Annotated in this window: 9 protein-coding genes and 2 tRNA genes; 7 read left to right on the top strand and 4 right to left on the bottom strand. The window is 59.8% G+C overall.

Annotated elements, in window-relative coordinates; genetic code table 11:
- Positions 1–298 precede the first annotated feature (298 nt).
- Positions 299–1,402: a lipocalin family protein gene (locus CLV45_RS20575; protein WP_100338371.1), complete on the top strand. Its 1,104-nt coding sequence runs from the start codon at positions 299–301 to the stop codon at positions 1,400–1,402.
- Positions 1,403–1,407: 5 nt separating this feature from the next.
- Here CLV45_RS20575 and CLV45_RS20570 read toward each other — a convergent pair whose 3' ends face one another.
- Positions 1,408–2,616, bottom strand: a complete 1,209-nt coding sequence (locus CLV45_RS20570; protein ID WP_100338370.1) for a sensor histidine kinase — start codon at positions 2,614–2,616, stop codon at positions 1,408–1,410.
- Between the two features lie 363 nt (positions 2,617–2,979).
- On the opposite strand from CLV45_RS20570, the gene hemA reads away from it, so the two are divergent.
- Positions 2,980–4,251, top strand: a complete 1,272-nt coding sequence (gene hemA / locus CLV45_RS20565; protein WP_100338369.1) for a glutamyl-tRNA reductase — start codon at positions 2,980–2,982, stop codon at positions 4,249–4,251.
- Between the two features lie 288 nt (positions 4,252–4,539).
- On the opposite strand, the gene CLV45_RS20560 is transcribed toward hemA, so the two are convergent.
- Complete coding sequence (locus tag CLV45_RS20560) at positions 4,540–4,848, bottom strand: ArsR/SmtB family transcription factor (RefSeq protein WP_086594744.1); 309 nt, start codon at positions 4,846–4,848, stop codon at positions 4,540–4,542.
- A 238-nt stretch (positions 4,849–5,086) separates the two neighbouring features.
- Here CLV45_RS20560 and CLV45_RS20555 point away from each other — a divergent pair, with 238 nt between their 5' ends.
- Together CLV45_RS20555 and CLV45_RS20550 are read left to right on the top strand one after the other, a co-directional pair.
- Positions 5,087–6,316: a Glu/Leu/Phe/Val dehydrogenase dimerization domain-containing protein gene (locus CLV45_RS20555; protein WP_100338368.1), complete on the top strand. Its 1,230-nt coding sequence runs from the start codon at positions 5,087–5,089 to the stop codon at positions 6,314–6,316.
- Between the two features lie 43 nt (positions 6,317–6,359).
- Positions 6,360–7,505, top strand: a complete 1,146-nt coding sequence (locus CLV45_RS20550; RefSeq protein WP_100338367.1) for a mechanosensitive ion channel family protein — start codon at positions 6,360–6,362, stop codon at positions 7,503–7,505.
- A 77-nt stretch (positions 7,506–7,582) separates the two neighbouring features.
- On the opposite strand, the gene CLV45_RS25515 is transcribed toward CLV45_RS20550, so the two are convergent.
- Positions 7,583–8,515: a TerB family tellurite resistance protein gene (locus tag CLV45_RS25515; RefSeq protein WP_100338366.1), complete on the bottom strand. Its 933-nt coding sequence runs from the start codon at positions 8,513–8,515 to the stop codon at positions 7,583–7,585.
- 273 nt (positions 8,516–8,788) lie between these two features.
- Between CLV45_RS25515 and CLV45_RS20540 the strand changes: the two genes are divergently transcribed.
- Both CLV45_RS20540 and CLV45_RS20535 read left to right on the top strand, forming a co-directional pair.
- A tRNA-Val gene (locus CLV45_RS20540) sits at positions 8,789–8,863 on the top strand.
- Between the two features lie 21 nt (positions 8,864–8,884).
- A tRNA-Val gene (locus tag CLV45_RS20535) sits at positions 8,885–8,959 on the top strand.
- Positions 8,960–9,041: 82 nt separating this feature from the next.
- On the opposite strand, the gene CLV45_RS20530 is transcribed toward CLV45_RS20535, so the two are convergent.
- Positions 9,042–10,337, bottom strand: coding sequence for a hypothetical protein (locus CLV45_RS20530; RefSeq protein ID WP_100338365.1), 1,296 nt, complete (start codon positions 10,335–10,337; stop codon positions 9,042–9,044).
- Positions 10,338–10,493: 156 nt separating this feature from the next.
- Here CLV45_RS20530 and CLV45_RS20525 point away from each other — a divergent pair, with 156 nt between their 5' ends.
- Positions 10,494–12,110: a hypothetical protein gene (locus CLV45_RS20525; RefSeq protein ID WP_100338364.1), complete on the top strand. Its 1,617-nt coding sequence runs from the start codon at positions 10,494–10,496 to the stop codon at positions 12,108–12,110.
- The last annotated feature ends 2 nt before the right edge of the window (positions 12,111–12,112 follow it).

Here is a 12,112-nt window from a genome sequence, read left to right as displayed (position 1 = left end):
GTATGGGCTTATACCCCTGACAATGACGCACTCTTTTCGATTGAAAGAAATGCAATATACTACCCTAGTCATCCCGACGAAAAAGTATATTACACTTTCAAAAGTGATACATTAAAAATTATATATAAGGGATTTATAAAGAAAAACAAGGTTTTGAAGTTAGATAATGACAGCTTAGTTTTTTTGACAGAAATAGGACACATCAACCGCTTGTATAGAAGAAAATAACTAGCACTATCTTGCTAGGCTTGATCTCAATGTACAAACCTTTTACCCCAGGAAATACTTTTCCTGGGGTATGAAGAACCTTCTGCTAGTCTCTCTCCTTCTCTGCCTCACCACGTCCTGCGCCTTCAAGCCTACTAACAAGCACGACGTTTTTCAAGCCCAGGCCCAGCTGCCCCAGGAAGAAGCCCCGCACCTGCGCAACTCGTTGGAATGGTGGTACTTCACGGGCCATTTGAAAGACAAAGCCACGGGGGAAGTGTACGGGGTTGAATACGTTTTCTTTCACTTCAACCCCACGGGCAAGAAGGACTGGCAGATGGTGAACTTCGCCCTAACCGACCCGCAGCAGAAGCAGTTTCGCTATGACTACAAGCTCGAGAGCCTACCCGAACTGCTGCCCGCTACCCTGCCGCTCAACCTCTCGATGCAGAAGAAAGGCCAGCAGTGGAGCCTGAGCGGGCAGGAAGGTGCCTACCACCTGCAGGCCCGCATGGCCGACCAGGCCGGGCACGCCATCAACCTGATTACAACCCCTGCCAAACCGGTGCTGCTCCACGGCGGCACCGGTTATGAGCAATACGGGCCCGTAGCTAAGGCCGGCTACTACAGTTACTCCCGCCTCGCCACGGCCGGCACCATCGAAATAGGCGGCAAGCAGCGGCAGGTGGAAGGCGAACTGTGGTACGACCGGCAGTGGAATTGCAACTCAGTGATGAGTAAAGACACCGGTTGGGATTGGCTCAGCATTCAACTCGATGAGCCCCGCACCGAGATTATGGCCTACCAGCTCCGTAACAACATCACGGGGGAAAACCTGCGGGGCGGCTCCCACTACTCGGCCCAGAACCAGAACGTGCACCTAGCCGGCACCGACTTTCAGCTGGAGCCCCTGGAGTACTGGCTGAGTCCCCGCTCCAAGCAGCGCTACCCCGTCAAGTGGCGGCTGCGGATTCCCAGCCAGGGCTACGATTTGCTGATTGAGCCCGTCATGCCCAACCAGGAGCTGAGTTTGCGCCTGTTTAAGGCCATCAACCTGAACTACTGGGAAGGCATGTGCAAAGTGACGGGCACGCACAACGGCCGGCCCGTGACCGGCAACAGCTACGTGGAAATCACCAATCCGGCCGGGGCTTCGGCAGCCCGCAAGGTGGCCGCTACCGCCGAGGCCAAGTAAAAGCCCTAGCCGTTTAGCACCACTCGGAACGTGGTGCCCTTGCCCACTTCTGACCAGCGCACGAACAGCCGGCCCTGGTGGTAGTTTTCGATAATTCGCTTGGCCAGGGCTAGTCCCAGCCCCCAGCCCCGCTTTTTGGTGGTGAAGCCCGGCAGGAATACTGTTTCAATCTTGCTCTTGGGAATGCCCTTGCCCGTGTCGGTGATGTCGAGGGCAATGAGTTGCTTGCCTTTGGTGGCCCGCCGCAGGTGCAGGGTAATGCTACCTTTGCCGTCCATAGCGTCCACGGCGTTTTTGCAGATATTCTCGATAACCCAGTCGAACAGCGGCACGTTGATTTGGGCCGGCGTATCGGTGGGCAGGTCAGTCTTGATTTCGAATACCACCTTCTTCGACACCCGGCTTTGGAGGTAGGCAATGGCGTTTTTGGTGGCCTGCAGGATGTTTTCATCCTTGAGCACCGGCACCGAGCCAATGTTGCTAAACCGCTCCGTAATGATTTCCAGGCGGCGCACGTCCTTGCCCAGCTCGTCTACGATGGGCTCATTCTGCCACTTTTCTGAGTCCTTGAGGTAAGTGTGCCAGGCCATCAGGCTGCTCAATGGGGTACCCAGTTGGTGGGCCGTTTCCTTGGCTAGGCCCACCCACACCCGGTTTTGCTCGGCCCGGCGGGAGTAGCTAAACGAGAAATAGGCCATAACGCCCAGACAGGCAATAACGGCCAGCTGCACCAGCGGGTAGGTCCGCAGCTGGGTCAGTAGCTGGGAGTCCTTGTAGTAAATATAGTTGCGCAGGCCAGCGCCCAGCTCCACCACAATGGGCGGGTGCTGCAGCTTCATGACGGCAATTTCGCGGTGTAGAAACTCCAGCGCGGCTTTTTCCGATACCTTCTTGGGAATATCCACGTTGCGGGTACCCAGAATGTTGGCGTCGCCGTCGGTGAAGATGATGGGAATAGTGGTGTTGGCGTTGATGATTTCCTCGAACACAAAGTTGGTATTCGAGTCCACCTCGGAGTTGATGATAAAGCGCTGGGCCTTGGCGTAGAGGTCAATCTGCTGCTGCTCCCGCTCCGAAAGCCGCTTAACCAGGATGTTGGTATACACCACCGTGGCCGCGGCAATCAGAATGGCGCCGGCCAGAATGCCGAGCTTGATCCGGGATTTTTGGTCGTAAATGGGTAGCACTTGCCGGGAAAACGAGAAAAAGGCCATGACTGCAGAAAGCGGAGAAACTCTCCTTGGCGAAGGTAAGCAGCACCGGGCTGCCCGGCGCGTGTGCCGTCCTAACGCAGGAACTTGGGCGGAGTTATTTTCGACTTCCGGTTGTTTTTATTTACGGTACTTCTCCTATATTAGCCCGCTCAAGCCCGGCACTAACTATTAACGGGCCTTGAGTGCTATAAATATTAGGATGATTTTTATCAGGTAGTCGGCAGCTAACATGCCTTTGGGAGGCCACAGAGCCACTTTCTAAACTGATGGCGGGTTTGAGAGAACCTCCAATCGGTATCAGCTGTTTCAGACTATCGAATTACACTGTAATTTTGCCTTCTACAATACGCCGTAGCCCCAGCTATGCTCCATCCATTTAAGGCCGTTAGTCTATCCTTTAAGAAAGCGCCGCTCGAAATTCGGGAGCTGATTTCTTTGGATGAGGCCGCCTGCCGCCGCTTCCTCCACACCCTGCACCACGACCTGGGCCTCACCGACCTGCTCGTGCTCAGTACCTGCAACCGCACGGAAATTTACTATTCCGCCCCGCGCGACCAGAGCCCCGGCATCATTGAAGCCCTCGGGCAGCTCAAAGGCCTGACGGAGGTAGCGCCCTACTTTCCCTACTTCGATATCCTCGATACCTACCACGACGCCGTTCAGCACCTGTTTGAAGTCGCTATGGGCCTCGACGCCCAGGTCGTCGGCGACCTGCAGATTAGCAATCAGGTAAAGCAGGCCTACCAGTGGTCGGCCGACGAAGACGCAGCCGGGCCGTTTTTGCACCGCCTGCTGCACACTATCTTCTTCACCAACAAGCGCGTGCAGCAGGAGACCAGCTTCCGCGACGGGGCCGCGTCTACTTCCTACGCCACGCTGGAGCTGGTCGAAGAGCTGACCGCCGACATTGCCAACCCACGCGTGCTGGTCGTGGGCTTGGGCGAAATTGGGGCCGACGTGTGCCGCCACTTCGCCGACAGCAAAGCCTTTACCGACGTGACGCTCTGCAACCGCACCCGCGGCAAAGCCGAAGCCCTGGCCGCCGAGTGCAGCCTGCCCATCCTCGATTTCGAGAATCTGGTGCAGGGCATGAAGGACGCCGACGTCGTTATTTCCTCCATTTCCCGCGACACGCCCTTCTTCACCCGCGACATGGTGGAGCGCCTGGACGTGCTGAGCTACAAGTTCTTCATCGACCTCTCGGTGCCGCGCAGCATCGAAGCCGAGGTCGACAATGTGCCCGGCGTGCTGGTCTACAACATCGACGCCATCCAGAGCAAGGCTTCGGCAGCCCTGGAGCAGCGCCTGGCCGCCGTGCCCCACGTGCGGGCCATCATTGCCGAAAGCATTGCCGGCCTCTCCGACTGGACCAAGGAAATGATGGTCTCGCCCACGATTCAGAAGCTTAAGAATGCCCTGGAGCAGATTCGGCTGGAAGAAATGGACCGCTTCCAGAAGAAGATGAGCCCCGAGGAAGCCAAGCGCATGGACGAAGTAACCCGCTCCCTGATGCAGAAGATTCTGAAGCAGCCCGTGCTCCAGCTCAAAGCCGCCTGCAAGCGTGGCGAAGCCGACCAGCTCATCGACGTCCTCACCGACCTGTTTGATCTAGAAAATCAAACGACGCACGCTTAGGCTCCGTCACGGCGAGCGAAGCGTGGCCATCCGTCCTCTGCGGCGGTAGTCTCGTCCTTTTACCGGAAAGCCCTTTCCTACTTGTGTGGGAAAGGGCTTTTCATTTAAGGGCACTTCAGCACATTTCAGCGGACGGGTTGCTACGGCTTACACCTCGCAGTGACAGACGAGTATTAGCACATCAGCACATTCCCCCACATTCGCACATTAATTTCCATTGCCCACGAAAAAAGGACCGTCGTTGGGCGGTCCTTTTTCATTTTTTCGGCGGAAAAAACGGCTTGAGCACTACAGCGTGTCGCAGCAGTCTTCGAGCGAATCAATCACGTCGAGCAGTTTGGGAATCGACAAGGAGTAATAGATCTTGGTGCCTACTTTGAAGGAGGACAAGATACCGCGGTCTTTCAGCGTGATAAGGTGCTGCGAAGCAATAGCTTGAGGTAAATCGAGCGAACGGTATATTTCCGTTACGGTCATTTTATCCTCTTTGCCGAGCAAGTCGACAATGGCAAGGCGCTTCGGGTGAGCCAGGACTTTGAGCATGGCTGCGGCCTTGTCTACTTTTTTGGATTCTACGCGCGAGAGCAATGGTTTCATGGGGGAAGTTACAACGGTGATCCTGCGGGTGGGTCGGGCAGGAATATGCGTAATACGATATTCCTAGCTTCAAGAGTTCCGCTTTGCGAGGATTTTACGGAGAAAATTTGATTAAAACAGTATTTCCGCTAGAAGAAACGCTTTTTTCTTGACGGAGCCCAAAGACTCCAAACGCTTGTTGAGGGCTGCTTACCTTTGGGGGATTATTTCCCACCCTTCACCCAACGTATTGCTGCCGATGAAAGACCTGCTGGCCAAATTCGAAAATAAACGCCCAGAAATCGTATTTGAGTGGAAAGATTCTGAAACTGAAGCCGAGGGATGGGTCGTCATCAACTCGTTGCGGGGTGGGGCGGCCGGCGGTGGCACCCGCATGCGCAAGGGCCTCGACAAGCGCGAAGTCGAAAGCCTGGCCAAGACGATGGAAGTGAAATTTACCGTGTCGGGGCCGGCCATCGGCGGGGCTAAGTCGGGCATCAACTTCGACCCCCAGGACCCGCGCAAGCGCGGCGTGCTGGAGCGCTGGTACCGGGCCGTCATTCCGCTGCTGAAGAACTACTACGGCACTGGTGGCGACCTGAACGTGGACGAAATCCACGACGTGATTCCAATTACGGAAGACTACGGCCTCTGGCACCCGCAGGAAGGCATTGTGAACGGGCACTACCGGGCCACCGAGCCCCAGAAGATTCAGAAGCTGGGCCAGCTGCGCCAGGGCGTGATTAAGGTTATCGAGGATGCCGCCTTTACGCCCGAGCTGAGCCGCAAATACACCATTGCCGACCTGATTACGGGCTACGGTGTGGCCGAAGCCGTGCGCCACTACTACGAGCTGTGGGGCGGCCGGAGCGTGGCCGGCAAGCGGGCCATTATTCAGGGCTGGGGCAACGTGGGGGCCGCAGCGGCCTATTACCTGGCTTCGCAGGGCGCCCTGGTGACGGGCATCATCGACCGGGCCGGGGGTTTGCTTAAGCCCGAGGGCTTCTCGCTGGCCGAAATCCGCCAGCTGTTCCTCGACCGGCAGGGCAACGCGCTGACGGCCAACAACCTGCTGTCGTTTGAGCAGATCAACGCCCAGGTGTGGACTTCGGGCGCCGAAATCTTTATTCCGGCCGCTGCTTCTCGCCTCGTCACGCGGGAGCAGGTGGAGCTGATGATGCAGCACGGCCTGGAAGTCATCAGCTGCGGGGCCAACGTACCGTTTGCCGACCCCGAAATCTTCTTTGGAGCCACCGGCGAGTACGCCGACCAGCACGTGAGCGTCATTCCCGACTTCATTGCCAACTGCGGCATGGCCCGGGTGTTTGCCTACCTGATGGAAACCAACGCTGAAATCACCGATCAGGCTATTTTCGGCGACACGTCCCGCATTATCCGCCGGGCCCTGGAGCGTACCCGCCAGCAAAGCAGCGACACGACCGGCGTTGCCCAGAAGTCGTTCGAAATGGCTTTGCGCCAGCTCGTGTAGAGCCGCGGGCCGGCCGGTCTGGTTTGTTATCTAGTAAATTCCGATGAGCGTTACCGAAATTCTGAACCTGCGCTTTCTGGGCAACAATGTGGGGGCCTACCTGACCTGCGTGGGTATTCTGCTGTTTGGCTACCTGTTCAAAACGCTGCTCTCCAAGCTGCTGTCCCGACTGGTGTTCCGCTTCATCCGTCGTAAGACCGAGGGCGTGAGCGAGACGCAGTTTCAGGCCCTGCTGATTCAGCCCGTGTCCATCGTGGTGTTTTTGGTCACGGTGTACCTGGCGTTTCAGGTGCTTGATTACCCGGTGCACAGCTCGGAGCTGAAGCGCAATGAGCCCTGGCCCCAGGTGGCCCTGTTTCGGCTCTACCAGATGGGCATTATCTTCGGCGTGGCCTGGATAGCCCTGCGCCTGGTCGACTTTCTGGTGCTGGTGTTCCGGCGCCGGGCCGAAACCAACGTGTCCCGGCTCAACGATCAGCTGATTCCCTTTGCCAAGGACCTGCTCAAGGTGCTGGTGCTGACAATGGCCTTTTTGGTGATGCTCAGCCGGGTGTTTGGCGTCAACGTTACGGCCCTGATTGGGGGCCTGGGCATTGGCGGTCTGGCCGTGGCCTTTGCCGCCAAGGAAAGCCTGGAAAACCTGATTGCCTCCTTCACCATCTTCCTCGACCGACCCTTCGCCGTGGGTGATTTGGTGGAAGTAGGCGGCGTAACGGGTACCGTGGAGAAAGTCGGCTTCCGCAGCACCCGCCTGCGCACGGCCGAGAAAAGCTACGTGACGGTTCCCAACAAGTCCATGATTGACAAGCCTCTAGACAACCTGAGCTTGCGCACCGCCCGGCGCGTCACGTTCACGCTGGCCCTGAGCCACGCCACGACCAGTGAGCAGCTGCGCGGCATCGTGGACGATATGCAGCAGGAAGTGCAGCAGCACCCCCTCACGCTGGACGGGGCGCAGATCAAGTTTTCGGCCCTGACGCCGGCAGCCAAGGAAGTGACGGTGCAGTACTTTGTGGAAACGACGAACTACGACGAATACCTGGACGTGAAGGAAGCCCTGAACTACCGGCTGGTGGAGCTGGTCGAAAAGCACGGCGGCACGTTTGCCAGCACCGGCACGACCATCGTGCAGCTCGGCAGCCCCGACCGGCTGCGCGGCTTGCAGTCAGCGGAGCAGCACATTGTGTAGACTCGGTTGGTGACCTTACAAAAAGCCCCGGCAACGTGTTGCCGGGGCTTTTTACTTTTTCAGAAGAAAGTTGGAGCCTAGCGGCCGCCGAAGAGGCCGCCGAGCAAGGAGCCCATTCCGCCGCCCATCAGGCCGCCCAGGCCGCCACCGCCGGCACTGCGCGGGGCCGAGTTGGGCTGGCCGCCCAGGCCACCCAGAATTGACATCAGGGAGCCCAGGCCGCCGCTGCCCACGTGGCTGCCCTGCTGCGGATAGTTGCCGTAGGCGCCGGTATTGCCACCGCCGCCCATAGCGCCGCCCAGCAGGCCACCGCCGAGCAGGCCGCCCAGCAGACCGCCCATCGAGCCGCCGCCCATGACGCTGCTGGCCGCGCCGCCGAGCAGGCCGCCCATTGAGCCACTACCGCCCAGCACGCTGCCCAGGCCACCGCCCGTGCCGCCCATACCCGACGACTGTCCGCCGCGGTTCATGACGCCCGAAATTACCATCGGGGCCACCACACCGAGCAAGCCGGCCATTAGGGCACCTTTTGGAATTCCGACGCTTTCCAGCTTGCTGGTCACGCCGCTCAGGAAGCCCTGCTTACCGGGGTCCTGGGGGTCGTGGGGTACGGCCGCAGCCTGGTCCACCACGCTTTCCAGGGCCTGGGTCTGCTGTTGGTTGACGCCCAGGTAGGCCGCCATTTTATTTACCATTTCCTCTTCCGTGTTGGAATAGGCCCCGTCGGCGCGGGCGAAGCTAATCAGGTCGGTGATGAGGGAGAACCGCAGGTCGCTGCCGCGCAGGGCGTCCAGGTTCTGCTTGATGCTTTCGTTGGACGAGTCCTTGGCAGAGGTCAGCACCTGCTGGGTAGCAGCGCCGGAGAGGCCAGCGGTGTGGGCCAGCTGCTGCAGGAATTCTACTTCCGCCGCCGAAGCTTCGCGGTCGGCGGAGGCCAGGCTGGCAATTACACTCAGATACGCGGCCTTTTCCTGGTCGGAATAGTTTTGCAAGAGTTGGGTATCGTTCATGGATAGAGGAGAAAGGGTGAGAGAACAAACCGGACAGCTTAACGTCAACCGGCTGATTAGGTTGAAGCGCCGGCCACTGCGGGCAAAACCAGCCGCGCCCGGGCCGCCAAAGAGTGGCTACGGCAGCACTATTACGCAGTTTTGGAAAATTCTGACTGTAAAACAGTTGGGCATTCCGCCGGCTTTTTTATAGAAATTTCTGCGTGGTTTTTTGCCTAAATGGTTGCGTAATCAAAAACCACCCGCCATATTTGCATTCCCAAACGGGACCCCGGGAGATTAGCTCAGCTGGTTCAGAGCATCTGCCTTACAAGCAGAGGGTCACTGGTTCGAACCCAGTATCTCCCACTTTTTCTTGCATTACCCCTCGGGAGATTAGCTCAGCTGGTTCAGAGCATCTGCCTTACAAGCAGAGGGTCACTGGTTCGAACCCAGTATCTCCCACCCGTAAAAAAGCCACTTCGCTTCGCAGCGAAGTGGCTTTTTTGCTTTTAAGCCCAGTCGGAATATTCCGCTGCCCGTGACTTTAGGAAACCTCGGTAGCCTCAATGGCCTTCGCCTTCCGGCCGCGCAGCCGCTGCCCCACCACAACCGGGAACATGAGCAGGGCCGGCTCGGCAAAGTAGCGCCAGCGAAAACCCACGAAAAACACCAGACTCAGCAGCCAGACGGCCAGCAGCGGGATGAGCAGCAGCACGTCCGCGCGGTGCAGTCGCAAGCCCCGGTAGCGGACCAGGCTGAGCAGCAGGGCCAGGCCAAAGGCCAGGTGCACCAGCGCCGTGACGGGATGGTAGCCGGTGCGGGGAGCGTCGGCAATAAAGTTTTCGGGGGAAAAGAACAGCAGGGTTTTGCGCAGCCACAGCCGGACTTCAGCCCCGGGGTTTTCGCGCACCCAGCGGCCGGCCAGCGCGGCCCGGGCCCGGCTTTCCTGGTACTGGTTCAGCGAATCGAGCTGGGGAATGTGGGCCCGCACGTACTGATCGAACGGGCCGGTCCGCTCGTCCCAACCGAATAGAAAGCGGCCCTGGGCTACCGGATTGTGCCCCTGCAGCAGCTCGAAGCCGGCCTGGTTGCTCAGCGTCCAGGCCCCGAACAGGCGGTGGTTTTTCAGAAAGATGGGCGCGTGGGTGGCGGCCAGCAGCAGCAGCGTCAGCAGGGCCGTGCGCCCAGCGCTGCGGCGCACTGGAGCGGGCTTGTGCAATGTCAGGCCAAGCCACACCAGCAGCAGCAACCCGTACACGGCCAGCAGATACCCGCGCAGCAGGCAGGAAATCGTGATGCTGCCGGCAACAAGCACCGCGTCGGCGAGGCGTAACGGCCGGCCCCCGAGGTGGCGCAGCAGCTTATAGACGACCAGAATCAGCAGCGGCAAAGCTAGGTTTTCGTACCACATGTAGGCCCCCACGTAGTAGACCACCGACGGATACAGGGCCCAGCCCAGGGCTCCGCCCCAGGCCCAGCGCGGCGGGCAGCCCAGGTAGGCCAAGGTGCGCTGCACGTAGAGAATTCCCAGGGCGTAGGCTCCCAGGCTCAGGGCGTAAACCAGCAGGGTGAAGTAGTGCTTGGGCAGCCCGGCTCGTTGCCAGCCGATGTAGATGAACACCGGAAAGCTGGCGTGAAACGAGTCGGGGCGCAGCAGCTGCCGCTCCGGGTCGAGGCTGACGTAGCCGCGGCCGGCCAGGTAGTGGTCGGCAATGCGGCCGTTGCGACGCTCGTCGTAGTTCCACTCCAGGCCCGGATTCAGGCTCAGCTGCAGGGCCAGCTTCAGCAGCAGCAGCGCGACAACCAGGGGCCAGAAAAAACGAGGGACGGAACGCAGCACAGCCAGCAGAGTTAAAGGCCGGACGAGCGGCCGGTTTGCCAAAGGTTACGATTTTACGCCGGGTCTGGAAGTACGCCGGCCGAAGTCCGGGGCATTGGAGCGGCGGTGTTACCTTTCGGACTGTTACGCTTTGGTTGTACCTCATCTGCCTGCCCGTTGCTGCGGCCTACTCCCCTACTGCCCGATTCGCTGCGCCGGCCCCTAGTCCTGGGCTTTTTCGCGCTCCTGACGCTGCTGGGCATCCTGCTGCACCGCGACTATGGCCTGTCGTGGGATGAGCAGCTCGACCGGCTCAACGGCATTATCAGCGTGAAGTACGTGGCTTTGCGCCTGGCGCCGGACCTGGCCCGGCGCCAGGAAAGCTTTGCCGCTATTCCCGACATGAGCCAGAATGAGGATGTGGACCACGGCGTCATTTTTCAGATGCCGCTGGTGGTGCTGGAAAAGCTGGTGGGCGCCGAAGACCCACGCGACGTGTACTTTCTGCGTCACCTAGTCACGTTTTTCACGGTGATGGCGGGCCTCTACGGGTTTTACGTCCTGGCCGCCGGGCGCTTCCGCAGCTGGCGTCTCGGGCTGCTGGGCGCAGCCTTACTGCTGTTGTCGCCCCGGCTGTTTGCCGAAGCCTTTTACAACTACAAGGACCTCGTGTTCCTGGCGTTTTTCACGTTCGGCATTTACACCCTGACCCGGCTGCTGCGCCGGCCCTCGGCAGGTGGGGCGCTGTTGCACGCTCTGGCTACCGGCGCGGCCCTCGACGTGCGCACAATGGGCGTACTGCTGCTGGGCCTCACCGCGGTTTTTGCCGGCCTGGAAATGTGGTACCGGCCCGCCATCCGCCGCCGTTTGCTGCGGGCCCTGCTGCTGTACGTGCCGGCGGCGGCGACCATTGTGGTGGCGGGCTGGCCCTATCTTTGGGAACACCCCATCGACCATTTTCTGGCGGCTTTCCAGAGCTTTAGCCGCTACCGCTCCGATATGCTGGTGCAGTACTGGGGCCGGCAGCTTTCGGTGCGCCACCTGCCCTGGCACTACGCCCCGGTGTGGCTGCTCATTACCACGCCAGTGGCTTACACGGTTCTGTTTCTGACGGGAACCGGCGCGCTGCTGGCCGCGGCGGCCCGGCAGCCCCGGGTCTGGCTGCGGACTCGCACCGGCCGGCAGGACCTGCTGTACGCCGTCTGGTTTTTTACCCCGCTGGGCGCCATTATCGTGCTCCACTCGGTTATTTACGATGGGTGGCGCCACCTCTACTTTATCTACCCGGCCTTTCTGCTGCTGGCCTTGCGCGGTGTCCGCAGCGCCCGACTTTTACAGCTGGAGCCCAGGCGGATCCGGCGCGGGCTGGGCACCGGGCTGCTTGTGCTACTGGCCGGGGGCATGCTCACGGCCTCGTACCGCATTATCCGGGACCATCCCTACCAGAACGTGTACTTCAGTTTTTTGCCCGGGCCGGTGGCCGAGCGGCTGTTTGAGCGCGACTACTGGGGCCTGTCGGGTCGGCGCGGGCTGGAGTGGATTCTGGCCCACGACCCCGGGGCCCGCGTCATGGTGGGCACCGACCCGCGCGCCGCACTCATGCTTCACAACAACCACTTACTTTTGCCTCCGGCCGAGCGGGCCCGCCTCGTGCTTACTACCGGGGCCCAGGCGCGCTACTTTCTGACAACTTACCGCTGGCATCCGGGTTCCTACCCGGCCCGCTACGGCCCGGAGGTGTACTGCATCCGGGTAAATGGAGTCAAGATTTTGTCGGTATTTCGCCGGCCCTGATG

It is taken from the genome of Hymenobacter chitinivorans DSM 11115 (assembly GCF_002797555.1).
GTDB classification, from domain to species: Bacteria; Bacteroidota; Bacteroidia; order Cytophagales; family Hymenobacteraceae; genus Hymenobacter; species Hymenobacter chitinivorans.
This window is presented reverse-complemented; position numbering and strand designations above follow the sequence as displayed.